The organism is Proteus sp. G4415 (assembly GCF_963896075.1).
In the GTDB taxonomy this organism is placed as follows: Bacteria; Pseudomonadota; Gammaproteobacteria; order Enterobacterales; family Enterobacteriaceae; genus Proteus; species Proteus mirabilis.
Map to the genome: position 1 here is coordinate 1 of NZ_CAWQOK010000090.1, position 23296 is coordinate 23296.

The 23296-nt window shown below is 33.3% G+C and carries 27 protein-coding genes; 17 read left to right on the forward strand and 10 right to left on the reverse strand.

The features are described 5' to 3' along the window. Nucleotides 1-41: 41 nt before the first annotated feature. Both AACU95_RS10540 and AACU95_RS10545 read left to right on the forward strand, forming a co-directional pair. Nucleotides 42-368, forward strand: a complete 327-nt coding sequence (locus AACU95_RS10540; protein ID WP_004245856.1) for a DMT family transporter — start codon at nucleotides 42-44, stop codon at nucleotides 366-368. 206 nt (nucleotides 369-574) lie between these two features. Then, nucleotides 575-1711, forward strand: coding sequence for a protein-tyrosine phosphatase family protein (locus AACU95_RS10545; protein WP_074561662.1), 1137 nt, complete (start codon nucleotides 575-577; stop codon nucleotides 1709-1711). 80 nt (nucleotides 1712-1791) lie between these two features. Here AACU95_RS10545 and AACU95_RS10550 read toward each other — a convergent pair whose 3' ends face one another. The 3 genes from AACU95_RS10550 to AACU95_RS10560 are packed head-to-tail and all read right to left on the reverse strand — an operon-like array spanning nucleotide 1792 to nucleotide 6456. After that, entirely contained in the window at nucleotides 1792-4869 is a 3078-nt protein-coding gene (locus AACU95_RS10550) for a MexW/MexI family multidrug efflux RND transporter permease subunit (RefSeq protein WP_004245854.1), read from the reverse strand. Between the two features lie 12 nt (nucleotides 4870-4881). Further along, nucleotides 4882-5988, reverse strand: a complete 1107-nt coding sequence (locus tag AACU95_RS10555; RefSeq protein ID WP_004245853.1) for an efflux RND transporter periplasmic adaptor subunit — start codon at nucleotides 5986-5988, stop codon at nucleotides 4882-4884. 45 nt (nucleotides 5989-6033) lie between these two features. Next, nucleotides 6034-6456 (reverse strand): DoxX family protein, encoded by a 423-nt coding sequence (locus AACU95_RS10560; RefSeq protein WP_004245852.1) that lies wholly within the window; start codon nucleotides 6454-6456, stop codon nucleotides 6034-6036. A gap of 125 nt (nucleotides 6457-6581) precedes the next feature. Between AACU95_RS10560 and soxR the strand changes: the two genes are divergently transcribed. Then, nucleotides 6582-7031 carry a redox-sensitive transcriptional activator SoxR gene (gene soxR, locus AACU95_RS10565; RefSeq protein WP_012368480.1) on the forward strand — a complete coding sequence of 150 codons (450 nt, stop codon included), beginning with the start codon at nucleotides 6582-6584 and terminating at the stop codon, nucleotides 7029-7031. Here the strand turns inward: soxR and AACU95_RS10570 are convergent, their stop codons facing one another. The 7 genes from AACU95_RS10570 to AACU95_RS10600 are packed head-to-tail and all read right to left on the reverse strand — an operon-like array spanning nucleotide 7032 to nucleotide 11125. Continuing rightward, a complete protein-coding gene (locus AACU95_RS10570) occupies nucleotides 7032-7463 on the reverse strand; it encodes a hypothetical protein (RefSeq protein WP_004250129.1) in 432 nt (143 codons plus the stop codon). It abuts the gene before it with no gap. Further along, entirely contained in the window at nucleotides 7453-8145 is a 693-nt protein-coding gene (locus tag AACU95_RS10575; RefSeq protein WP_004245849.1) for a hypothetical protein, read from the reverse strand. Before AACU95_RS10575 ends, AACU95_RS10570 begins: the two co-directional genes overlap by 11 nt. Then, nucleotides 8126-8698 (reverse strand): type III secretion protein, encoded by a 573-nt coding sequence (locus AACU95_RS10580; protein WP_017628503.1) that lies wholly within the window; start codon nucleotides 8696-8698, stop codon nucleotides 8126-8128. Before AACU95_RS10580 ends, AACU95_RS10575 begins: the two co-directional genes overlap by 20 nt. Beyond that, the gene (gene sctJ / locus AACU95_RS10585; protein ID WP_017628504.1) at nucleotides 8691-9443 is read right to left on the reverse strand and encodes a type III secretion system inner membrane ring lipoprotein SctJ; all 753 of its coding nucleotides are present in this window, start codon (nucleotides 9441-9443) and stop codon (nucleotides 8691-8693) included. Before sctJ ends, AACU95_RS10580 begins: the two co-directional genes overlap by 8 nt. A 2-nt stretch (nucleotides 9444-9445) precedes the next feature. Beyond that, on the reverse strand, nucleotides 9446-9724 hold the full coding sequence (gene sctI / locus AACU95_RS10590) for a type III secretion system inner rod subunit SctI (RefSeq protein WP_004245846.1): 279 nt from the start codon (nucleotides 9722-9724) through the stop codon (nucleotides 9446-9448). 23 nt (nucleotides 9725-9747) lie between these two features. Then, nucleotides 9748-10002 (reverse strand): type III secretion system needle filament subunit SctF, encoded by a 255-nt coding sequence (gene sctF, locus AACU95_RS10595; RefSeq protein ID WP_012368477.1) that lies wholly within the window; start codon nucleotides 10000-10002, stop codon nucleotides 9748-9750. 49 nt (nucleotides 10003-10051) lie between these two features. Continuing rightward, nucleotides 10052-11125, reverse strand: coding sequence for a hypothetical protein (locus AACU95_RS10600; RefSeq protein ID WP_012368476.1), 1074 nt, complete (start codon nucleotides 11123-11125; stop codon nucleotides 10052-10054). 289 nt (nucleotides 11126-11414) lie between these two features. On the opposite strand from AACU95_RS10600, the gene AACU95_RS10605 reads away from it, so the two are divergent. From AACU95_RS10605 to AACU95_RS10670, 14 genes are all read left to right on the forward strand, one after another. Further along, entirely contained in the window at nucleotides 11415-12170 is a 756-nt protein-coding gene (locus AACU95_RS10605; protein WP_004245842.1) for a helix-turn-helix domain-containing protein, read from the forward strand. Further along, the gene (gene sctC / locus AACU95_RS10610) at nucleotides 12154-13869 is read left to right on the forward strand and encodes a type III secretion system outer membrane ring subunit SctC (RefSeq protein ID WP_004249201.1); all 1716 of its coding nucleotides are present in this window, start codon (nucleotides 12154-12156) and stop codon (nucleotides 13867-13869) included. The genes AACU95_RS10605 and sctC overlap by 17 nt, the downstream gene beginning before the upstream one ends. 4 nt (nucleotides 13870-13873) lie before the next feature. Next, entirely contained in the window at nucleotides 13874-14950 is a 1077-nt protein-coding gene (sctW, locus tag AACU95_RS10615; protein ID WP_004245840.1) for a type III secretion system gatekeeper subunit SctW, read from the forward strand. A 26-nt stretch (nucleotides 14951-14976) separates the two neighbouring features. After that, nucleotides 14977-17076, forward strand: a complete 2100-nt coding sequence (locus AACU95_RS10620) for an EscV/YscV/HrcV family type III secretion system export apparatus protein (protein ID WP_004249202.1) — start codon at nucleotides 14977-14979, stop codon at nucleotides 17074-17076. An 8-nt stretch (nucleotides 17077-17084) separates the two neighbouring features. Continuing rightward, nucleotides 17085-17498, forward strand: coding sequence for an InvB/SpaK family type III secretion system chaperone (locus tag AACU95_RS10625; RefSeq protein ID WP_004245838.1), 414 nt, complete (start codon nucleotides 17085-17087; stop codon nucleotides 17496-17498). 3 nt (nucleotides 17499-17501) lie between these two features. After that, the gene (gene sctN / locus AACU95_RS10630; RefSeq protein WP_141192305.1) at nucleotides 17502-18800 is read left to right on the forward strand and encodes a type III secretion system ATPase SctN; all 1299 of its coding nucleotides are present in this window, start codon (nucleotides 17502-17504) and stop codon (nucleotides 18798-18800) included. Beyond that, nucleotides 18784-19245 carry a type III secretion protein gene (locus tag AACU95_RS10635; RefSeq protein ID WP_134736465.1) on the forward strand — a complete coding sequence of 154 codons (462 nt, stop codon included), beginning with the start codon at nucleotides 18784-18786 and terminating at the stop codon, nucleotides 19243-19245. Before sctN ends, AACU95_RS10635 begins: the two co-directional genes overlap by 17 nt. Continuing rightward, nucleotides 19226-20404 (forward strand): type III secretion protein, encoded by a 1179-nt coding sequence (locus AACU95_RS10640; RefSeq protein ID WP_141192304.1) that lies wholly within the window; start codon nucleotides 19226-19228, stop codon nucleotides 20402-20404. Before AACU95_RS10635 ends, AACU95_RS10640 begins: the two co-directional genes overlap by 20 nt. Beyond that, nucleotides 20401-20619, forward strand: a complete 219-nt coding sequence (locus tag AACU95_RS10645; protein ID WP_237073929.1) for a hypothetical protein — start codon at nucleotides 20401-20403, stop codon at nucleotides 20617-20619. Before AACU95_RS10640 ends, AACU95_RS10645 begins: the two co-directional genes overlap by 4 nt. Nucleotides 20620-20693: 74 nt before the next feature. Further along, nucleotides 20694-21329, forward strand: coding sequence for a FliM/FliN family flagellar motor switch protein (locus tag AACU95_RS10650; protein ID WP_237073928.1), 636 nt, complete (start codon nucleotides 20694-20696; stop codon nucleotides 21327-21329). Nucleotides 21330-21332: 3 nt separating this feature from the next. Beyond that, on the forward strand, nucleotides 21333-21992 hold the full coding sequence (locus AACU95_RS10655; RefSeq protein WP_004245833.1) for an EscR/YscR/HrcR family type III secretion system export apparatus protein: 660 nt from the start codon (nucleotides 21333-21335) through the stop codon (nucleotides 21990-21992). 5 nt (nucleotides 21993-21997) lie between these two features. Continuing rightward, nucleotides 21998-22246, forward strand: a complete 249-nt coding sequence (gene sctS / locus AACU95_RS10660) for a type III secretion system export apparatus subunit SctS (protein WP_004249210.1) — start codon at nucleotides 21998-22000, stop codon at nucleotides 22244-22246. Nucleotides 22247-22251: 5 nt separating this feature from the next. Continuing rightward, nucleotides 22252-23025 (forward strand): type III secretion system export apparatus subunit SctT, encoded by a 774-nt coding sequence (sctT, locus tag AACU95_RS10665; RefSeq protein WP_004245831.1) that lies wholly within the window; start codon nucleotides 22252-22254, stop codon nucleotides 23023-23025. Further along, nucleotides 23018-23296: EscU/YscU/HrcU family type III secretion system export apparatus switch protein (locus AACU95_RS10670; RefSeq protein ID WP_202608862.1), on the forward strand; the 279-nt coding region annotated here is incomplete at its 3' end. The genes sctT and AACU95_RS10670, both read left to right, overlap by 8 nt.

A 23296-nucleotide genomic window follows, 5' to 3' on the forward strand; every position in this document is an offset into this window, starting at 1 on the left:
AATAAATAAGTACTTTATTAAAATAAATAAGGATAACCATTATGTTTACCGGATTCTTATGGTTGGCGCTGTCTATTGGTTCTGAAATCACAGGCACCTCAATGATTAAAAAGACCAATGGCTTTAGTAAATTAGCCCCTTCTGTTTTAGTGATTGCCGCTTACTGTATTTGCTATTTCGCCTTAACACGTGCAATGGGCTATATCCCTGTTGGTGTGGCATATTCCTTGTGGTGTGGATTTGGTATTGTTGGGGTAACATTAGTTGCCATGATTTTATATAAACAAAAACCCGATCTACCCGCTATATTCTCAATGGCATTGATTATCTCTGGTGGGATAATTATGAATACCTTTTCAACGATGTAAGATAAGTTTATAAACAAGAGACTAAATTTTCTTTTAATTTTAAATGCCGATATGTTATTCAACAATATTGGCATTTTTATATTCACTTATATTTATTTCTTAAAATGAACATGATTGATAAAAGATGTTTTTTTTATATTTTAAATTTTTTATCAATATAAAGTTAGGAGACTGTTATGTAAAACTAATTTATAAAAGGGTGATATATGATAAGAATAATACCTAATGTAAGTGCAAAAATTAATAGCATAAGAAATTTTTTAGGAATAAAAGATCCCACGGGAAATCCTAATTTCAGTAGTGTTAAGAATACTAGTACTATATGGTATACAGAAATTTTATCTGAAAAAAAAGCACCTGTTCTCTGTATGCGACAAAATATCAATAATGTAAATAATATCCAAAGATTAGTATCTACAGAAGTTCTTAACAAATTATATTATGATGAAAACTCACCTCAATATGATGAAAATAATTATCAATGTGTACCTAATTCTAGATATAGAGTACGATATTGTAAAAAAACTTTAATAGAATCTAATGGGGTATTATTACCTACTAATAATGTGAGTGTTAAGAACTCTCCTTATACGACTATTGCAAGCCAATATCCTCTTAATGATAAAGAGAGTTTAAAACATTATTTTAATATGTTATTTGATAATGATATAAAGACAGTTTATGTTTTAGCCTCGGATAAGGATATTAAATGGGACTTCTCAAAACCTGATAGTGAATATGATAAAATCAATTCTAAGCAGAAAGGGTTTAAATACTTTAGAGAGGGTTTTTATTCAGATAATATAAAATCTTGCCACTTTAAGAAGTGGGATTTCAGTTATTTTGAAATAAAAGATAACAATGGGGGATATAAAATTGTAGATAATAAGAATGGAGATAATGAAATTTTACTAAATGAAAGACAGTTAGATTGCAAAGTATATATTAAGAGATTGACTAAAAAAGGTTGTGATAAAAAGAAAGATATAAAATTTGTACATATTTATAATTGGGAAGATCATACAGCAATAGATGCGATAAAATTAAAAAATACAATTGATTTTATTGGCAAGAAATTCACAATAAACCCAACAAAAGAAAATATAGCTGTCCATTGTCTTGCGGGATTAGGAAGAACAGGGGAGTTTATTGCTTTAATGGAAATGATGAAAATGATAGAGGCAGGAAATACAAAAACAAAAAGCTTAGAAAGTATTCTCGTTCATTTAAGGGAAAATCGCAGTAGGGAGGTACTTAAAAGGAAATCACAAGTTGATGAGCTGATTAAGTTTGCAATAAATCATAACATTCCTTTAGTCAATGATAATATTGAAATAAAATAATATTTATTCAAAAAATAACTATAACCATCCCCATTGTATTTACAATGGGGATGGGTTTACGACATTAGCGCTTGTTATTTTTATTGCTCACTGATTTGCTGTAATTGTTTTTGACGCTCAGTCTGAGCGCTGACTTGATGGTTTCGAGCTAAGAAGCTGTACATTGTGGGTAATACAAACAGCGTAAATAGCGTGCCAACTAACATACCTGATACAATAATCAACCCTAATCCATAGCGACTATTCGCTCCAGCACCACTGGCAAATAGCAGAGGAATAAGCCCGATAACCATTGCTGCCGTAGTCATTAAGACAGGGCGTAAGCGGATTTTTGCTGCTTCAATAATCGCCTCACGTCGATTTAGATTTTTATGAACTTGTAATTCATTAGCGAACTCCACCATTAAAATACCGTGCTTACTGATAAGTCCTATCAAGGTGACTAAACCAATTTGAGTGTAGATATTTAATGTCACCATACCTAAAGCTAATGGCACTAATGCACCACAAATTGAGAGTGGTACCGTAATCAAAATAATCAATGGATCAACCAAGCTTTCATATTGTGCGGCTAATACCAAATAAATAATGATAAGGGCGGCAATAAACGCAAAGACTAAGGTATTTCCTTCTTGGGTAAATTGGCGAGCATCAGATTGCCAATCATGGCTAAAGCCAGCGGGTAAGGAATTTGCCACATTTTCAAGAAACGCAACAGCTTGCCCCATGGTGACACCCGGTGCCGGAATAGCTTGAAATATAGCGGCATTTTGTTGATTAAATTGCGTTAATTTATTGGGTTCAACTTGAGTGGTAATATTGACTACGGTTGATAATGGAATTAACAGGTTATCTTGAGTACGAATATAGTGCCCTGCAAGTGCTGCCGGAGTTAAACGTTGTTGACGTATACTTTGGGGGATCACATCATAAGAGCGACCATCCATACCAAAGCGATTGATATAGTGTTCACCCACTAATAAGGATAGTGATTCGCCAATATCTTGCATGCGAATACCAAGGGTATTGGCTTTGGCACGATCAATAGTGATCTGTACAACAGGGTTGTTGTAATCAAGATCACTATCCACTACGACAAATAGACCACTTTCTCGTGCTTGCTGTTTGATCTCTTCCATCGTGTCAAATAAAACGGGATAACCTAATGGGCTACGTAACACCATTTGGACAGGTAATCCGCCGACAGAGCCAGGTAATGATGCTAATTGAAAAGCAAAAATACTGCTTCCTTCAACATCCGCAACACGATTTTGTAGGTCTGCCTGAATTTGATTGGCATTACGATCACGACCTTTCCAACCATCAAAATTAATCCCACCAAAGCTTGCTGAAGGGCCATCAGTACCATTGATGATCCATGTGCTGTCTGTTTCTGGTAGGCTCATATAAATATCATCAAGTTTCTGATTGAAATGTTCCGCATAGGCAAGATTTGCATGTTGTGGTGCTTTTACCGCGGTTAAAACGCTCGCTTGATCTTCTAAAGGTGCTAACTCTTGTTTTGTCTGGCTATATAAAAACGGCAAGCTAACAAACACGGCGAAGGCGAAAACGACGGTTAACCAGCGATGAGTTAAAGAAAAATTAAGCAAATAGCTATAGTAATATGCCAATTTATCAAAGGTATATTCGGCTATTTTAGCCATCCTGCCTTCATTTTCTTTCGGTTTGAGCATTAATGAGCTCATGACCGGAGATAAGGTTAATGCCACAATACCCGATACAATGACGCTACCAGCAAGCGTTATGGCAAATTCTTTAAACAGTGCACCTGTTAATCCTGACATGAGACCGATTGGCGCGTAAACGGCGGCTAAAGTGATGGTCATGGCAATAACCGGCCCCGCGACCTCTCGTGCCCCCACTAATGCGGCCTGCACTGGTGATAATCCCTCTTCAATATGACGATGTACGTTTTCAACCACCACTATCGCATCATCGACAACTAATCCAATGGCTAAAACCATTGCTAGTAAAGTAAGCAAATTAATACTAAAACCAAATGCCAACATTAATCCGGCTGCCCCCAACATAGATAAAGGGATAGCAAGCACAGGAATAATTACAGAACGTAATGAGCCTAAGCAGAGATAAATAACAGCAATAACAATTAAAATGGCTTCAATTAATGTTTGCACCACCTGATCAATAGAAGCTTTAATAAAACGTGAAGTTTCAAAGGCCAGCTCCACATTTACACCTGGTGGGAGTGTTTTTTCTATATCAGTAAGGTTTTCGCGAATACCATCAACAATGATTAACGGGTTACCTGTTGGTGTTGGAAATAGGCCTAAGAAGACGGCTTTTTTGCCATTCATGATGCCACTGGTTTCAGTAGCAGCCGCACCTAGCTCGACGGTGCCAATATCACGTAGACGTATAAGATTATGGCCATCATTGTGGATCACCATATCTTTAAATTCTTCCACATTGGTTAAATCGGTATTGACATAAACATTCGCAATAACAAACTCACCTTCGACCTTTCCAGGAGCTGCTTGGTAATTATTACGGCGAATGGCATCAGCGACATCACTAGCAGTTAAGTTTCGCCCCGCTAATTTATCAGTATCTAGCCATACGCGCATGGCCAGTTGTTGTCCGCCAAAGACTTGTACTTTGGCGACCCCATTAATGGAGGAAAACATCGGTTCAACCACACGAGATAGATAGTCAGTTAATTCTGGAATAGAAATTTGCTCACTGGAAAAGCCAACATAAGCGACTGCGGTTGATTCACCAGAAGAAAGTTCAATCACAGGATCATAAGCTTGTTCTGGCAATTTATAACGTACTTGATTGACCTTGGCCATCACTTGCGTTAATGCTTGTGTCGGATCGCGATTTAACTCCATTCTTACCGTGACAAAACTTTTTCCTTGTACTGAAGATGAAGAAATATAATCAACGCCTTCCACCGAGGAAACGGCTTGTGTAATAGGCTGAGTCACAAAACCTTGCATCAGTTCAGACGATGCGCCAGGGTAGTCTGTTGCAATGGTAATCGTTGAGTTTTGTAACATGGGGTATTGGCGAATAGGTAGTTTACTGAACGCAAATGCGCCCAGTAAAAAAATCAAGGTGCTAACTACTAACGCTAAAACAGGTCGTCGCACAAAAATATCAGTGAATTTCATGAAACACTCCTGTTATGGTTGACGAGTAGTAGATTGGGCCAGTGTTAACGTATCTTGCTCTATGGGGGCTATTGAGGTGCCATCACTAAGTTTGATTTGCCCTGAGGTAACAACTTGATCTCCCTGATTTAAGCCTTCTTTGATCTCGATAAGGCCGTTGTAGCGCAATCCAACTTTCACAGAGACACGCTTAGCGATAAGGTTTTTTTGATTGTCAGATTGCGCTACAAACACGGTATCCCCATAGGCAGTATAAGTAACCGCTGTCTCTGGTACGGTTAATGCCTGATGACGAGTAGGGGAGGTAACTTGAACACGAGCAAACATGCCCGCTTTTAATTTGTTATCGGTATTCGGTAAAATGGCTTGTACTTGCACAGTGCGAGAAGGGCCAATAAGAGGGTCTATGGCATTAAGTGAGCCGGTAAATGTTTGATTAGGATAAGCATCAACTGCAATATTAATAGGTTGATGAGTTGAAAGCTGTGGCGCCACTTGCTCATCGAGTGAAAAGTTAAGTTTTAAGTGGCTTGCATCCACTAATGAGGCAACACGTTCCCCAGCATTTAGATACTGTCCTTCATGCACGAGTTTTATGCCGACAATACCATCAAAGGGAGCTTTAATGGTTTTTTGTGCAATGCGCGCTTTCACTTCACGGATAGAGGCTACAATCATATCGCGCTCTGATAACGTACTATCTAATTGTGCTGCTGCAGCCACATTTTTACTATAAAGTTGGCGAGTTCTTGAATAAAGTTTTTCTGCATTAGTTAGTTGTGCTTGTAGGCGTAATAATTCCGCTTGCTCTGGCTCATCATTTAATTTTACTAAGATTTGTCCCGCGGTGACGGTCTGTCCTGATGCAAAGTGGATCGTGGCGATGCGCCCATTTGTTTCTGCCGCTAAATAGACTTGTCTAGCAGCTTCCAATTCTCCAACACCATGCATGGTATTGGGTAATTCAGCGGATTGCGCGGTTGCTAATGCCACTTTTGTTGGTGGATAAGCAAATGGCTGTGTTTCATCTTCATCAGATCCCATTGTTGCATAAACCATTGCCCCTGCACTTAATAAAAATAGTGAGGCAGATAAAGTTAACGTCAATTTCTTATTCATTTTACCGCCGATCCCATAGTGAAGTTTTTATCTATTTTTAGGGTGTTATGAGTTAAATTTTTTCCATAATGCTCTAAAGTGGCTAGCCATTGCGGTTGCCATTAGTCCTCCAATCACAGAGGTATGCTCTATCGCAAAATACATGGATAACATCGCTTTATCGCCGGTCATATTCCAAAACGTATGTACAATCACAATGGTTAAAAATAAGAAAGTGGCTAATGCGCCAGCACCTAACCATAGATAACGATCAAAAAGAACTAAAATCGATCCGGCGAATAAAACAATGGCGCTGGCGAGATTAAAAAACCAATCAGGGTTTAACCCTGCTGCACGCATCTCTGCCAAACTATTCTCATAATCAAATACCTTGGCAAAACCCGATGATAAAAATAACAATAGAATTAGCACTCTTGCGACAATCCATAATGTTTGGCTTTCAAGAATACGTGCAATTGAGTTAGGCATGTATCAGTCCTCAATAAACTTAAAAAAATAAAATCAGGCAATTGGCTGACTTGACTTTGTATTGGGACAAGACTATAAAACCTCAAGTTAACTTGAGGTCAAGTGAAAAATAAAAAAGGTAGCAAATGAGTAAAGAGAAAATAGATTTTAATCGAGCGCTCACGGTTGGCGAAGTGGCAAAACGCAGTGGTGTTGCGATTTCTACACTGCATTTTTATGAAGAAAAAGGATTGATAAAAAGTTCTCGGAGCCCTGGAAATCAGCGCCGTTACCCGTCAGTGGTACTCCGTTATGTGGCAATTATTAAAGCAGCGCAGAGTACAGGTATTCCATTAAAAGAAATTCAGGAAATATTAGGGAAATATCCACCAAATAGTAAATTAACTGCAGAACAATGGCATGAAATATCAACGGATTGGAAAATACGGCTCGATGAGCGTATTCGGCGTCTTAAGCGATTACGTAATGGACTTGATCACTGTATTGGCTGTGGATGCCTATCATTAAATGATTGCCCATTACGTAACCCTGATGATATTTTAGGGGAAAAAGGGCCTGGTGCTCAAATGTTATGATCACAATGAAAATGTCACCCTATCAGGCTTAAAAAAACCTTCGAATTCATCATTGTTATCAATCATACCTAATAATTCTAGGGTGACTTGATGATAAAAACCTTGATAAGAGAGTCGCGAAACGAGTGCTTGATTAATCAAGTTTTTATTTTCATGATGCTCTAATTCACTTTGTTGGTGAGCATAAACCAATAAGGCTATTTGTCGCTTCTCTTTTAACGTTTGATTGCCTCCATCTTTGACATCAAATTGGTCTAATAAAGTAAGAATATCATTAGCATGGCTAAGATCCGCTTTGCTTAAATCTTGATAAAAAGTCAGTTTCAAATTTTCGATAATAGGATCTGATCCTTTTCTCGAAATATTGTTAGCACTAGATAAAGTCGAAGGAGAGTTATATACCTGCTGTGCGCGGAAAGGATCAATTTTCATTGTTATCCTCGTTTAAAATTGGCTTTCTTGAAGAAAGATCGTCTGAGGGGGTAAATGTATTGATAAAGTTTAATAGCAGTTGTTTGATGTTTTGCTCAAAAATCGGTTGATAAGTTTCAGAAAAAGGCCGATGAAATTGTGTTCTTAGATCGTTGAGAAATATGGCAGGATCAAAAAAAGTAATTTGATCACCGGTATGAATAGCAATGGTCTTGTTGTTATGGCAGTTTAACTTAATATTGCTATTGTCGAGTTCACTCTCAAAATAGCGCTGTAGTGTTGTGGGAATATCGAGTGTTACTTTTTGCTCAAGAGGAACAGATGACATCAGATATTGAGTGAGTTTAACTTGTATTTCAGGTGAATCTAAGAATTCCCCGATCGTTGCGACGAGTTGTTCTCGTTGCTGAAATTCATATTGTACAAATTTTTCTTGATATTCAATTGAGAATCTTATTATATCAGCTAATAAAACCTGTAATCCTTTAGCATAAGCTTCGTTAGCTATCTTATTACGAAGTTTATCTAGTTTATGATTAAAGTGATGCAGCATTTTTTTTGCTGCCTGCTTGGTCGCTAATGTTGTTTTATGAATATTATCGAGCTGTCGTATATAGTGAGCTCGTATTAATACACCTTCGCAGGTATATTTTAAAAGGTTGTCAGGTAACAAGCGTAGCATAATTTAATACCAGTAAAAAAAGTGTAGGAGATAAAACAAGTGATTTAGGAAATTCAATATTAATTGATAAAGATTTTGGTGAAAAAAGTAATTTAAAACGTTGAGCTAGTGCGTTCGATATTAGCTTAATAAAATTAAATAGTAATTGATAGCCAATATCTATGGGGGCAATATCTTTTAGTGACAGTAATATTTTGCTATCGACAGTCCTATTTAACATAGGATAGAGAGCTAAAAAGGCTTTTAATGCAGGTTCTAAATGATAATAATTTTGTGCTAATAGCGTATGACGAGAATAAAAATAACCTAAAAATAAAGCACAACGAGGAAGAGTGTGCCAATGAGTAAATATTTTTTCTACGGTAGTATCAATCTCACAATCAATATGCAGTATAAGTTGATATTGCTGAATTAAATGACGATTAGCTATTTTTTGCCATAGGGTATTTTCTTCTGGCGATGCTAATACATCGTAGTCTGAATGGATATAACTTAACGGTTCATACATTACATTAGAGATCAATTTAAATTGTTCAGCAGTCAGATTACTCATTCTCGCTTACCATTTTATTGACTTGTTTACGACGATAAATAATCAATATGACCACAATTATTATAATTAAACTAATTACTGATAACCCTATGAGTAACCAAGAGTTACTCAATGATGTCGTATTATCTTGGTGAAGTTGATTATTTAATATCGTAAATTTATTGATATTCCGTGGATATAATAAAACAGTAATATTACTCTCATCCATATCATTAAAAGCATTATGGATAAAAGCACGAACATCGTCACTTAGCTGATCACTATCTATCATGCCATCTTCATAGAAAACTAAAGCAGAAGCATGAGGTGTTGGCGTTATACGATCATTTGATGATAGTGGATAACTGACATGTACTCTCGCATCGATAAGATGATCAATGGTTAATAATGATTGTTCTAACCGTTGCTCAATGGCTGAAATTAAACGTGCTTTTTCAGCTTGAGGCGATGAAACTAATGCATCTGATGGAAATAATTGTGTAATTTCAATACGAGAAATTGTTGGTAATTGATATTCTTCTAATATTTGAATAGCAATCCCTATATTTTCCTTTTTAACTGAGATCTCAAATAATCCTTTTCCTAACGCAGTACGAGTACTTGTTATTTGGTGTTTCTGTAACACCGCTTGAATTTCAGTTGCTTGCCTTTGACTTAAATTAGTGAGCAGTGATTGATCCTTACAACCGTTTAATAAAGGAAGTAAGCAACATAAAAATAGTAATAACAAATACCGTCTATTCATTACTATTGAGCCTTAAGTAGTGTTTCCACAATATTGAGAGATTTTCTTGCTAACGTACTCGCTAAGCTCATCGTAATTGAATAATCGCTAAGTTCTATTTGTAAATTCGTATAACTTTGGGCATCACCTAATTGGCTTAATGTTGTTAACTTTTCTTGTATCTTTTTTTCATATTGCATACTACTAATAATGCCATTTACCATGATAGTCGATAAACTATCATCACTTGTATCTTGTAGTTCTTTGGTTAAATTAACGGGAATAATAGGTGCAATAGCCATACATAACCTCCGTAAAACTCATGTTAACGCATATTACCAATAATACTCATTGCTAGATCTTTAATGACTTTGATTGATGTAGATTGGGCATTACGTGTAATATTATATTCGGCAAGTTTGGCTTGATATTCGGCTAATGCCGCGGCATTAGATGTATCAGCTTTTAATGCTTCTAAGGCTTCAGATAACTCATAGCTTTGGGTTTTCACAGGTTTATGAAAATATTGGTCAACTTTACTAATTGAACTTACATCTGTTTCAACAAGACTCGCAGCCATAAATTACTCCTTTGTGCTTAAATTTGTTATGTTACTCATCATAGCTTGATTATCCTTGAGGAAAATAACGATGCTGATTATCAAGAAAAATATATCCATTATCTTCTTGTAGCATTGCTTTATTTTTCAAGTTGATATTAACTTTATTTTCACGATAAAAAATAAATTTTCTTCCAAAAAAAGCTGCCTGTTTTTTTATATAAGCATTAAATTTTTCTTTGTCATTTACGCTTAGCTTATCATCAAAGATAAAAATTAAGCCGTTATTTTTTTCTTCAATAGTATATCCTATTGTTTTAGTGAAATTTAGCTTGTTTATCTCTTCAACAATTTTAGCAATTGATAATTCTTTTATGATTGGCTGACAATTTTTGGGAAAATTGTCATTGATGGCTTGAATGATTTTTAACTTTTCATTTTTATTATAATAAAAAAAACTCACTATAGGTTTAGTGTTGTCTTTTAAAGTAACGTGAATTTTATTATTAGTTGCTAATTTGATAATTTTTTCTTTGTTCAAAAATGAAATTTTTGTTTTTGAATCACTATCTTTTATTAAATTTTTAGAAGAGTAAGGTTCAGTGTAAATACATAAATAACCATTTTCTCCTTTAAATTCATTTGAATATGAACTTTTAAAAGCCAATTCCTTTGGTTTATTTTCTAATGGTTTTGATACATTCATAAAAGTAAATGATACTATAAAAAATGCAATAACAAATATAAATGATACAATGATTTTTCTATTAATTGTCCATTTTTTTGAATTTAAATCAAAAGATGTTATAGACAAATCATCTTTATGACTAATTAAGAAAATAGGAAAATTATTGATATATATAGGCTTATCGAGTTCTAATGGTAGTTCTTTGCTAATTTCTTTAGAAATTAAACCATCTTCTATTTTATATTTATTATTTTTTGTATTATGCTCATCAAGCATAATCGTAATTATCTTTTCATGTTCTTTCTTGTTGCAAGGAATGTAAAGTGTTAATTTCTCATTTTCTATTTTATTTTCAATATGTTCTTTACTATGTAGAATTAATGAGTATTGATTAGGCAGCAAAGGCGTTATTATCCCTTTTAAAGGACCACTGAGAACATAAATATAATACAGCATAGAGTTAACCCAATAATAAATGTTAATTAATTCATGTTATAAATATATTTTAGTCATATAAACAATGAAATTCTTTAAAAAAACATAGGTGTTTTATTTGAAAATAAATGTTGATATATTACTGTTGTTTTTTTAATAATAATTAATGAGAATTGTTATTTATTTTTAAAGTTAATTCTAGGCTATATTATTATAGTGTTCTATAAATTATGGCTATAATAACATTTTGAAAAATAGTTTGTTTTTTTGAACCCTTAATAGATTATAAGTATAGGCTGAGGTATTTACCATGTTAATAAATGATATAAAAATAAGTGGCGATAAAAATATTTTATCAGGGAATTTATTATTCATGTGCATTCCTTTAAATGATGAATATCCAATAAGAATATACGATGATAAAACGACTAAAATTATAAAGGGAAAGGCTTTTATTTATAATTCAAAAAATGAAAATGTTATTTTTCAATCAGAAAATCAGTCATGGCGTATTGAAAAGAGATCATTTTTTATTTGTGCCAGATTATTGGCATTTATTGATTATGCTAGAGATTTTTCAAAAATGACAGCAGTTGGCACTAATTTTGATATTAATCAACAAATTTTTTATATAAAAGAGGGGAGTGGAACATTAGAACATCTGATTATTAATGAGGCACTGAAAGATGAAAGCCAATTAGAACCTCTTTTTGTGACAATAAGACACAGTGAAAGTTACTGGCTTATATTACATCTGATTAGTTATTTGGATGAGAAAAAAAGCAATATTGCACAAATAGGTGAACGATATGGTGTATCAGGGACACATTTTAGACGGCTGTGTAAACGTTATTTAGGTAATTGTGGTAAAAGTCAATTACGTTCATGGCGTGCGGCATCTTCTATTTTGACAACGCTATCAACAGATGAATCATTGACTCAGATTGCAGTCGATAATGGTTTTAGTTCAGCATCTCATTTTTCTAATGAAATTAAGACATTATTTGGTATTACACCAACTGAATTTCGGCGAATTGGCCAATATCTTTATGAACATAAAAAATAAAATTTACTGTATCATTGGAATTATCATTTTTTATAGCTTCTTTTTGCCAACTCAAGCGGCAGAAGGAAAGGTTATTTATACACATCAGGTTAAAAAACCTGATGTTTTTGTTGCGGTAAATACACATATAGAACAGTTTTTCCTAGTGCTATCAGATAAATTAAATAAACCTTTTATTCTAAGCAGCGCAGTAAAAAAAGAGCGGATCAGTGGAAAATTTGATATTTCTTCACCTGAAGACGCCTTTGAATTAATGGTAAAGCGTTTGTCATTACTTTATTTTAATGACGGAGAATCTATTTATATTTATCGCGATAATGAGATACAGCAACAGCTATTTCAAGTGAAAAATATCAGCTTGAGTAAACTGAAAGAGTATCTACAAGATGTTGGATTATATGATCTCCGCTACCCATTACGTGCAGGTCACGATCAGCGTACTTTTTATCTCTCAGGTCCTCCTATTTATATTAGCTTAGTTAAGGCTGCTGCTGAGCTTTTGGATAATGATGTACAAGAACAAATTAATGAAAATATCAATAATCAAGTTCCAACCGGAAGCTCTCGTTATGGCGATGAGTTTGTGCAGATATTTCCATTAAAAAACACTTTTGTACAAGATAGAACCTATATATTACGTGATGAAAAAGTGGTTTTACCAGGTATAACAACGGTTTTGCAACAGCTATTTATGCCATCGGGAGAGAAAGAAAAAACAGTCAGAAGAGCGCGTGAGATTATCGAAGATAATGATAAATATCAGGATGATAAAATTACCAACGATATACAAGATACTCATTCACCGATTATCACTCAAATGGGCAAATATAATGTTGAACTCGTTCCTTTACCTGGATCAAATAGCCTGTTGGTTAAAACGAGTCGAGAAGGTTTAGCTTTAGTTAGCTCACTTATTTCACAATTAGATAAACCGAAAAGACAAGTTGAATTGTCATTATGGATAATTGATATTTCTAAAAGTAAAGCCGATAGTTTGGGGGTGAATTGGCAGGGGAGTTATGGCTCGGGTAAAAATACATTTTTCTTTAATACCGCTAGTTTAAGTGCTGTATCTGGTTTTAGTTTTTTAAGTAAAATCAAAGCACTCAGTGAGGAAGGGGAAGCTAAAATGGTTTCTCGTCCTATTTTGTTAACTCAAGAAAATACCCCCGCCATATTTGATAATAACACCACCTTTTATACACAAATTAAAGGTGAGCGAGTTGCTTCATTAGAATCTACAACATTCGGCACTATGATCAGTGTGTTGCCTCGTATTAGTAATACTAACCAAGAGATTGAGATGATTATCAATCTTGAAGATGGCGCCGAGAAAAAAAGTGATGATGAAGATAGAGAAGAAGGGATTGAAAAATTACCTGTTATTAATCGCACAAATATCAGCACCGTGGCCCGAGTTTCTGAAGGCGGTAGTTTATTAATTGGTGGATATACACGAGAAGATAACATAAAAGCAGAAAACAAAATTCCTTTTTTAAGTGCTATACCTTTAGTTGGCCGAGCATTTAGCTATCAGTCAGATAATAATAAAAAAATGGTGCGTATTTTTATGTTACAACCGCGTTTATTAGATAAAACTGATACGCACGGATTGGACTCTTTAACTGAACACCCATTTTTACCGATGGATAAAAAAACATCTCAAGCGCTAAAACAAATTCAGGCATTTATGAGGTGATATTATGATCGGACCAATTAATACTGCAACTTCGACAAATGGTGCCAGCAACAGTATTAGTAAAGAAAGTCAGCAAGACATAGAATATAAGCAACCACAAATAAACGAAAGTGAAAATTATCAAAATCAATTAATAGAAATATCTGATGATATGTCTATGGTGGCAACTCTTTTTTCTCAGCGATTAGGAAAATTATTAGACAAAAAAGCCAATAAAGGGCAAGAAGCTTTATATATTGCAGAAGATGGTGCTGATGAGAAACTTGATAAGGTGATGCTTCAATTTAGAAAATCGGGGAGAAGTTTACAGGAATTATTGCAATATTTACGTAAAATGTTCCCTGATCCTAGTGATCTCGTTATGGTTTTACGAGAATTACTTAGGAAAAAAAAATTAGGTGCACAATTAGATGCAGGTATTGAAAATGAGATCAATAGGTTACTTGCAGGTGAGGAGGGTAAGCAAATTAAGGCGGGCATTAATATTGCTCTCCAAGCTAAAGCCTTTGCTAAATTACTTTGTTTAGATGCATCAGTATTAAGAGACCTTTACCGTAGTTACATTATTCTGGATATTGAGCCTATTTATTTTTTCAAAATGTGGATAGAAAAATATGATATAAAAAAATGTTCAATTATTTTGAATTTTCTAACACAGAGCTTGATTTGTGATATGAAATCGTTAATGCCAAGTTGTTCCCAAAGTTCAGAGTTTGGTTATCTTTTGGAAAAGGTAAATAAATTACGATTATTATATAGCTTTATAGAAATGAATATAGAAAATTTAGTTAAAGAAGATTTAAAGAGTTTTATAAAAGAAGATGATTTTTATCAACTAACTATTAATGGAATGATATCTCCAGAACAAATGGAAAAATATTTAATATCACTTATGGATAATCAATGGAAAGGTTATTTTATTAAAATAAAAATGAGGTTGCTACAACAGTTAAAGACAATGTTCAATAAATATCCTGAATTATTATACTTATCTGATGATTTTAGAAATGAATGCCAAATAATGATACAAAAAATTATAGATAATTATATTAAGCAAGAGCAATATCAATTAAGAAAATAAAAAACAATTAATTATTGGCAAAGTTTATGATTTATAAGTTTCTATTAGCAATAAAAAACAAACCAGAACTTATCGTACTATCAGTGATGATACTGGTTATAATGATGTTAATTATACCTTTGCCAACTTATTTGGTCGACTTTCTTATAGGTTTAAATATTACTATTGCAATTCTTATCTTTATGAGTTCATTTTATATTAAACGTATACTGAACTTTATGACATTTCCTGCATTATTGCTTATAACAACTCTTTTCCGGCTTGCTTTATCAATAAGCACTAGCCGTCTTATATTATTAGATGCCGATGCAGGAGAGATCATTACCTCATTTGGTGAGTTTGTCATTGGTGAAAATCTTGTTGTAGGTTTTGTTGTCTTTTCCATTGTGACCATAGTGCAATTTCTCGTGATTACTAAAGGATCTGAACGAGTAGCGGAGGTCGCGGCTCGTTTTTCTTTGGATGGTATGCCTGGAAAACAAATGAGTATTGATGCTGATTTAAAATCAGGGATCATTACGAATGAAGAAGTTCAGATCAGAAGGAAAGAGTTAGGACAAGAGAGTCAATTATATGGTTCATTCGATGGTGCCATGAAATTTATAAAAGGGGATGCGATAGCCGGCATTGTCATTATCTTCGTGAACTTAATTGGTGGCATATCGGTAGGTATGGCTCAAATGGGGTTATCTATTACAGAGGCATTACATACATATACACTTTTAACGATAGGGGATGGATTAGTTGCACAAATTCCTGCTTTACTTATCTCTATTAGTGCCGGATTTATTGTAACACGTGTCGGTGGTGAAAATAATAATTTGGGCTATAGCATTATGAATGAGCTATTGGCACAAGATTTTGCTTTGCTTGTTACAGCTATTTTGGCTTTTGGTATCGGTTTTTTACCAGGATTTCCCACACCTGTTTTTCTTATTTTATCTGTAATGCTTGGCGTTTACTTTTTTAAAATAAAATGGAAGAGTAGTAAAAAAGAATATAAAACAGAAGATGAAAAAGATAATCATAATGCTACTAATGCCGACAGTAAAAAAGGACTTATGTCAAATTTATTTTCTGGTAAACATGGGGAAGAAGTAGATAATAGTTTATTAACAGAAAATATTACCTTATCACAAGCTGAAACTTTGCCATTAATCATCACTCTTTCTACTAAGAAAAAACCATATTTAACAAAAATAGTTTTTGAAAAATGGTTACAAAAAGAATTTATTTTACAATATGGTATATTATTACCAGATATTGTGATTCACTATTCAGATAAAATAGATGACGATAAAATTATTATTTTAATTAACGAAGTTAAAGCAAAAGAACTTAATTGTCCTTTTCCTCTTTTTCATATAGAAAATCCTAATGATGAATTGCTCTCTTTAGGCTTTAACTTAATAAGTATTGAAGATGATAATAAAACCCATTATTGGATTGAGCGTGATGATGAATCTAAATTAGCGCCATTAGGTTACAAAGCGGAACGTTCAGAAAGTTACTTTTATAGAAAATTCTCTGATCTGATCACATTAAATATTACAGAGTTTCTTGGTATTCAAGAAACAAAAGATATCCTTGATAAATTAGAAAAGAGTGCCCCTGAGCTTTTAAAAGAGTGTTATAGGCAAGTTTCTATTCAGAGGATAAATGATGTTTTGCAACGATTAGTACAAGAAAAAATTCCTATTAGAAACATAAAGACTATTATAGGGGGCTTAGTTCAATGGGGGAGCAAAGAAAAAGATCCCGTGCTACTTACTGAACACATTAGAACGCTTCTTGCTCGTTATATTAGTTATTTTTTTTCAACCGATGGGAAGTTTAATGCAATTATCTTATCTAACGATATGGAAGAGATAATTCGTAGTGGAATAAGACAAAGTTCTTCTGGCACATTATTGAATTTAGAACCTGCTGAATTAGATATGATAATAGAAAAAATATCTATGGTTATTGATGATATTAAATATATTCAGGATTATATATTTTTAACATCAATAGATATAAGGCGTTTTGTAAAAAAACTAATAGAAACTCAATATCCTCAAATACCGGTATTATCTTATGATGAGATAACATCTGATATTGAAATTAATGTATTACAATCTATTTAGGAGTGATTATGTCTTTTGATCTTGCTAGCTTACTTATGGATGCAATGAATGTTATTGGTCGGAATGATTTATTTTCAGGGGGGAAATCAATCGATAACCATTCAACCATTACCATTAGTTTAGGTGATATGCCAGATATTAATTTATTGGTTGTTGACGAGGTTCCTATGATTTGGTCGGTGCTTTGTGATTATGATGAAAAATTACTTACACAAATTAGTGCCGAATTATTATTAGATAGCATCAATAATCAAACAGAAAGTTTTTACCCTGGACAACCGGCCTTGGTGAGAATTGAGGACTCTTTAGAATTAAGAGCATCATTTATGCCAATTGCATTGCAAAATGGAGAAAGCATGGCAAGAGCCATTGATGACTATTTTCAAATTATGAATAGTATACATCAACGGTTTATTGGCTAAATAATGAACGCCCGATTTCTAATGTTTCATAACGCAGCGCATCCTTTACGAATACAAGGAAATATTTTAGAAGTGATGTTACGTGATGTTTTTATTGGGGAGGTCTGCCAACTAAAAGAGAATATTTTCAGTGAAAATATTCTCGGTGAAGCTATTGTTATTGGGTTTCATAATAACATAGCAATATTAAGTATGATGGGAAGCGCTCAAGGTTACTCTTTACAAATTATAGTTGAGCCAACAGGAAAAACATTTTCAGTTGCCCTAGGCCCACATATATTAGGCAGCATGATTGATAGTAAAGGGAATTGCTTATTACGATTTAATACAGAAATAGCAGAGAAGACCTTTAATACCTTATGTCCTATCGAAGGTCGGCCACCTTTGTTTAGTGATAGGCTGCCTATTACAACACTATTTAAGTCAGGTATACGTGCTATTGATGGATTATTAAGTTGTGGATTGGGGCAACGAATGGGGATTTTTGCTAGTGCAGGAACGGGTAAAACGATGTTAATGAATATGATTATCCGTTTTGCACAGGCCGATGTTTTTGTTATTGGCTTGATTGGTGAACGAGGAAGAGAAGTTACAGAGTTTATTGAAGAATTAAAGCAACATAAGCGATGTGAAAATACGGTTTTAATTTGCTCAACTTCAGAACAATCAGCGGTAGAAAGGTGTAATGCGGCTTTAGTGGCAACAACGGTTGCCGAATATTTTCGTCAACAAGGAAAAAATGCCGTTTTATTTATTGATTCTATGACTCGTTATTGTCGAGCGTTAAGGGATATCGCATTAACAGCGGGTGAGTTGCCCGTACGTAAAGGATATCCAGCATCTGTATTTGATAAACTTCCCGCTATTTTAGAGCGTCCAGGGGTAACAAAAACAGGCTCCATTACGGCATTTTATACTGTTTTATTAGAGAGTGATGATGAGCCAGATGCGATCGGTGAAGAAATTCGTTCTATTTTAGATGGACATATTTATTTATCTCGAAAAATAGCAGCATCAGGGCACTATCCTGCTATTGATGTATTAGGTAGTGTGAGTCGGGTTTTTCAACAAGTCACTGATAGTAAACAACAAAAATCTGCTTTAAAAATAAGACAAATATTGATGCGATTACAAGATGTTAAGTTATTGCAAGAGTTAGGAGAATATCATGAAGGAGATAACGAATTAAATGATATCGCGGTAAGAAAACAAGCCAAGATAGAAAGCTTTCTTACTCAATCCTTTAAAGAAAAAGCCGATTTTCGACAAACATTAGAACAAATGTATGAGATTACCGCTTAAGCATCAAGCATTGATTAATTCCATTGCCCAACGGCAAAAAAAAATAGAAAAAGAACAATTAAAATATAAAAAACTTATTACAGAAGCTGAACAGAAGAAAAAAGAGCAAGAGCAATTAATTAGTGCTTTAAAGAGTGAAGTACCCGCTTATGAAAAAGCCGGTATTTATTCAATTCATTCGTTTCATCAACAAAGAAGGAAGCAAGCTATTGTTTTACATTCAATAAATTTTTATGTCGCTCAAGTTGAAGAAATAAAGGATAAACTGAATGATTTAGAAAAACAGAGTGAGGCGCTAAAAAAACAACGACAAAAGGCCGTCAAAAAACAAAATAAAATGACACTTTATTTTGAAAGAAAAGCATTAGAGAAAGAGCTATATATTGAAAGGTTAGAGCAGAATGAAATACAGGAGATAGCATTATATGGTTCAGGGAATATCTAACTCAAATAAGATGACGCTATCTAGTGAAAAAACGGAAAGTGATATTCCAACTGAGTCTTATAGCGTAAATAGGTATTTGAATAAATGTCAGCTTACACCTGAAAGTATAAAAAAATTAGCAGAGAAATTAGATATACTTAAAAAAATAGCGAGTTTAAAAGACAATATTGCCAGTCATAACGATGAGCAAGATCTTCAGGAAGATAAAACGCCAGAAAATTATGAAGGTTTGCTATTAAGTCATCGGTATTTATTATCATCTGGTGGTTCTAAAACTAAAAAAATATCTTTAGATATAAATATAAAAAAAGGATTTAACTCTTTATATATAGGAAGAGAAGAAAAAAAAGCACAGCTCACTGATCAGAGAATAAATAAAAAAACATCTAAGATAGATAAATACAAACTACAACCCCATGTAGGAATAGAAGAAAAAACTGTCATTAAAGACATAATAAGAAAAAACAATGTTAAAACGATGGTTAATGAATTCTTATCGGCAAAAAAGAGTTCAGTATTTCCTATTTTCGTAGATAAAAAAATAAATCAACAACAGTATATTAAGTTTTTAGAAAAAATAATTAAAAAAGAACCCGTTAATAATGATAATGTTGATTTAGTTAGCAGTGCAACTAAGCAGGAAAAACAGGCTCAAATTCATCAGAAAGAGAATAACAGTGCATACAAAAATATTGAGTCTAGTATGGCAATGCCGCTAAATAACGTATCAAAAGTTGATACAAAAGAAGAACCGGAAATTTATCAAGAAAATATCACTGAAACTAATAAAGTTGTTCCTTTTTCTTCGCAAGTTACACCAATAAAAACGGTAATTGCATTACCAAAAGTAGCCAAAATGGTTTCACAGCTACCTGCTTGGCAAGTAATAGATAAAAAAATATCTATGTTGACTCTACCACCAAGCATTACTTATACATTTACAAAATGGAAGAGTCGTTATCATCAGGCTAAAATTCATTTTATTGATAAACAAGTTCAGTTAATTGCCTCCTCAGGACGCGTTTATCAAACAGCATTAGAGAATTTGAAGCAATATAATGGGGGATTATCCATAGATCTAACTAATAGCCATAAAAATAAATCGTGGTATATCAACTCTATTAATGCTATTTATGAAAGAGAGGATGAAAATGAATGAGTATTAACGTAGAGGTAGATAATAACCATAAAGAAACAAATAAAATTAATGACATGGTAATATTATCTTCTATCTTTGGTACAAAAAAAATAACAGAAAAACAGCTATATTTTGTATTGAGATGTGAGAATAAATTAGGAACCTTAACGGCGTTAATTTCAGTTAGTCAAGTCATGGATAACTTATATCCTGAAAAAAAATTGATTGGGAATTAGTACCTGAAAACTATTTAATTGCTCTTTTTTCACAATCTTTATCAACATTATTATTTCCTTTTTCTAAAGAGCCAATGTCATCATGTGTTGAAAATATCTGTTTAGGTGCTGAAAAAGGATCTTGCTATCCTTGTGTAGATACCACATTAGGTCATGTTTTTATTTGCGATATTAAATGGAAATATGAATTGACAGTATTTCCAAAAAATAAAATAGGTTTTATAACAAGTTTTATTTTTGGTTACAGTAAAATATCACTTTCATTATTAAAAACAATATTACCAGGGGATGTTTTATTAATAGATGATATCCATTTTTCTTTTAATGTTGGTGATAAAAAATATTTTTATTTTTCATGGGATGAGGGTAATTGTGTGACATTAGATGCTATCGTTGAAAATAGTGAAGAAAATGAAGAGGATGAGCAAAACGATGCCATAATAGAAGATAGCATTGATTTAGCTCAATCACTTGATTTAAATTCAATTGGCGCTATTCCGATTACAATATCTTTTCTTTTAGCCAATAAAACATTATCAATTGATCAACTTGAAGAATTAGCACCAGGGAAGAAATTTATTTTACCTGATAATGCCATTCGTCATATTAATATTTTAGCAAATGGTAAAGCTATTGCCCAAGGAGAATTAATCAAAATTAAAGATATGTTAGCGGTAGAAATTAATAAATTATCTATAAAATGCGAATAACATATGGAAAGCTCAACACAATTAATCTTGATCCTAGCTCTTGCCACATTGGCTCCTTTTATTATTGCTGCAGGAACTTGTTATTTAAAGTTTTCTATCGTTTTAGTTATGACTCGTAATGCATTAGGTGTGCAGCAAGTTCCTTCTAATATGGTACTTAATGCTATCGCTTTAATGATGGCGCTTTTTGTTATGACACCAATTACTAAAAATATTTGTTACTATGTTATTGAAAATAAAGTGGATATGTCATCTCCAGATGCGATCGAGTCATTTTCAAATGAGGCGTTAGGCGATTATAAAAAATACCTATATCATTACTCAGATCCTGATTTATTAGCTTTTTTTGAACAAGCGCAAGAGAATAGACCAAATAGTGATGGTGATAAAGAAAACATAGAAAATTCACTCTTATCATTATTACCGGCATATGCACTTAGTGAGATAAAATCTGCTTTTATTATAGGTTTCTATCTTTATTTGCCTTTTATTGTTATTGACTTAGTTGTCTCATGCATTTTATTAGCATTAGGTATGATGATGATGAGCCCTATTACATTATCTGTACCTTTAAAACTTATTTTATTTATCGCCATGGATGGTTGGGGACTGTTATCTAAAGGACTCATTAATCAATATCTTGATTTGATGGCGGTGAACTAGTGGATATGGTTTATGCGGCTAATAAAGCTATTTATTTGATTATATTGCTTTCAGCTGCGCCTATTGCTATCGCGACCTTTATTGGATTGCTTATTGGGCTATTGCAAACGATCACACAGATACAAGAGCAAACTTTACCTTTTGGTGTCAAGCTTGTGGGGGTTTTTGTTTGTTTACTTATGATGATGGGATGGATGGGAGATAAGTTACTAATTTATGCTAAAGAGATGTTGACGATTGGGTTAGCAGGGTAACTATCATGCTAGTACTGTTGCAATATATACAATCTTATTTAATCGATATTTTTTTGCTCATTGCTAGATTATTTCCTATTTTTATGTTTATTCCATTCCTCAATAGTCGAGTTCTCAATAGTCAATTATTAAAATATATTATTATTTTTTATATAGCATTAGGAATAAAACCTAGCATCACGATAACAGGGGTTTTAAGAGAGACTTGGGCTATTGTTCTAATTAGTGAGTTAATTATAGGTCTAGTTATCGGCTTGCTACTTGCCACGCCATTTTGGATAGCTTCTGCGTTTGGAGAATTCGTTGATAATCAAAGAGGAGCAAGCATAGGAGATACAATTAATCCTACTACAGGTATTGAATCGTCAGAATTTGCGTCATTAACCGGATTGTTTTGTATGGCCTATTTTTTAGCTACAGGTGGGCTCGTTGTTTTAATGAGTACCATAAAAGAGAGTTACGATGTTTTTCCTATTGGGTATATTAATAAAAATATCGGTTACGATTTTATCGGTCATTGGCTAAATGATATGGTTAAAGTGGCGATTATTTTGGTTTCTCCTGTATTAATTACCATGTTCTTAAGTGAAGTTGCATTAGGGGTTTATTCATTATTTTGTCCTCAATTAAATGCATTTTCTCTCTCTCTTTGTATCAAAGGTATTATCGCTTTTTTAGTATTACTGCTCTTTTTTACCTCAGCAATGACGAATGAATTATATCATTTTTTTAACAGTAGATACTTTTATTCTATTTTTATGAGTATTTATCATGGCTGAGAAAACAGAAAAGCCAACACAGAAAAAGCTTGATGATTCAGCAAAAAAAGGACAATCGTTTAAAAGTAAGGAACTGGTTTCTGGTTTAGTCTATTTCATTGGTGTTATATATTTATTTAATCAAGTGAAGTTGGATGAATTTAATCAATTTTATCAATCACTTTTACTGCATCCAACAGGTATTTCTTTAAAGAGTTATGTTGAAGTTATATCAAAATTATTCTTTGATATTGTACTACCGATCATTATTGTGACTTTTTTATCTGGCGCA

Bases quoted from the DNA above. Each gene is read 5' to 3' on its own strand.
- AACU95_RS10640 (WP_141192304.1), top strand. From the start codon at position 19,226: ATGGTTCAGGGAATATCTAACTCAAATAAGATGACGCTATCTAGTGAA.
- AACU95_RS10555 (WP_004245853.1), bottom strand. From the start codon at position 5,988: ATGAATAAGAAATTGACGTTAACTTTATCTGCCTCACTATTTTTATTA.
- AACU95_RS10580 (WP_017628503.1), bottom strand. From the start codon at position 8,698: ATGAGTAATCTGACTGCTGAACAATTTAAATTGATCTCTAATGTAATG.
- AACU95_RS10575 (WP_004245849.1), bottom strand. From the start codon at position 8,145: ATGCTACGCTTGTTACCTGACAACCTTTTAAAATATACCTGCGAAGGT.
- AACU95_RS10625 (WP_004245838.1), top strand. From the start codon at position 17,085: ATGTCTTTTGATCTTGCTAGCTTACTTATGGATGCAATGAATGTTATT.
- AACU95_RS10570 (WP_004250129.1), bottom strand. From the start codon at position 7,463: ATGAAAATTGATCCTTTCCGCGCACAGCAGGTATATAACTCTCCTTCG.
- sctN (WP_141192305.1), top strand. From the start codon at position 17,502: ATGAACGCCCGATTTCTAATGTTTCATAACGCAGCGCATCCTTTACGA.
- AACU95_RS10635 (WP_134736465.1), top strand. From the start codon at position 18,784: ATGAGATTACCGCTTAAGCATCAAGCATTGATTAATTCCATTGCCCAA.
- sctT (WP_004245831.1), top strand. From the start codon at position 22,252: ATGCTAGTACTGTTGCAATATATACAATCTTATTTAATCGATATTTTT.
- sctW (WP_004245840.1), top strand. From the start codon at position 13,874: ATGATCGGACCAATTAATACTGCAACTTCGACAAATGGTGCCAGCAAC.
- sctF (WP_012368477.1), bottom strand. From the start codon at position 10,002: ATGGCTGCGAGTCTTGTTGAAACAGATGTAAGTTCAATTAGTAAAGTT.
- AACU95_RS10560 (WP_004245852.1), bottom strand. From the start codon at position 6,456: ATGCCTAACTCAATTGCACGTATTCTTGAAAGCCAAACATTATGGATT.
- AACU95_RS10620 (WP_004249202.1), top strand. From the start codon at position 14,977: ATGATTTATAAGTTTCTATTAGCAATAAAAAACAAACCAGAACTTATC.
- AACU95_RS10545 (WP_074561662.1), top strand. From the start codon at position 575: ATGATAAGAATAATACCTAATGTAAGTGCAAAAATTAATAGCATAAGA.
- sctI (WP_004245846.1), bottom strand. From the start codon at position 9,724: ATGGCTATTGCACCTATTATTCCCGTTAATTTAACCAAAGAACTACAA.
- AACU95_RS10605 (WP_004245842.1), top strand. From the start codon at position 11,415: ATGTTAATAAATGATATAAAAATAAGTGGCGATAAAAATATTTTATCA.
- AACU95_RS10550 (WP_004245854.1), bottom strand. From the start codon at position 4,869: ATGAAATTCACTGATATTTTTGTGCGACGACCTGTTTTAGCGTTAGTA.
- sctC (WP_004249201.1), top strand. From the start codon at position 12,154: ATGAACATAAAAAATAAAATTTACTGTATCATTGGAATTATCATTTTT.
- AACU95_RS10600 (WP_012368476.1), bottom strand. From the start codon at position 11,125: ATGCTGTATTATATTTATGTTCTCAGTGGTCCTTTAAAAGGGATAATA.
- sctJ (WP_017628504.1), bottom strand. From the start codon at position 9,443: ATGAATAGACGGTATTTGTTATTACTATTTTTATGTTGCTTACTTCCT.
- AACU95_RS10645 (WP_237073929.1), top strand. From the start codon at position 20,401: ATGAGTATTAACGTAGAGGTAGATAATAACCATAAAGAAACAAATAAA.
- AACU95_RS10540 (WP_004245856.1), top strand. From the start codon at position 42: ATGTTTACCGGATTCTTATGGTTGGCGCTGTCTATTGGTTCTGAAATC.
- soxR (WP_012368480.1), top strand. From the start codon at position 6,582: ATGAGTAAAGAGAAAATAGATTTTAATCGAGCGCTCACGGTTGGCGAA.
- sctS (WP_004249210.1), top strand. From the start codon at position 21,998: ATGGTTTATGCGGCTAATAAAGCTATTTATTTGATTATATTGCTTTCA.
- AACU95_RS10655 (WP_004245833.1), top strand. From the start codon at position 21,333: ATGGAAAGCTCAACACAATTAATCTTGATCCTAGCTCTTGCCACATTG.
- AACU95_RS10650 (WP_237073928.1), top strand. From the start codon at position 20,694: ATGTCATCATGTGTTGAAAATATCTGTTTAGGTGCTGAAAAAGGATCT.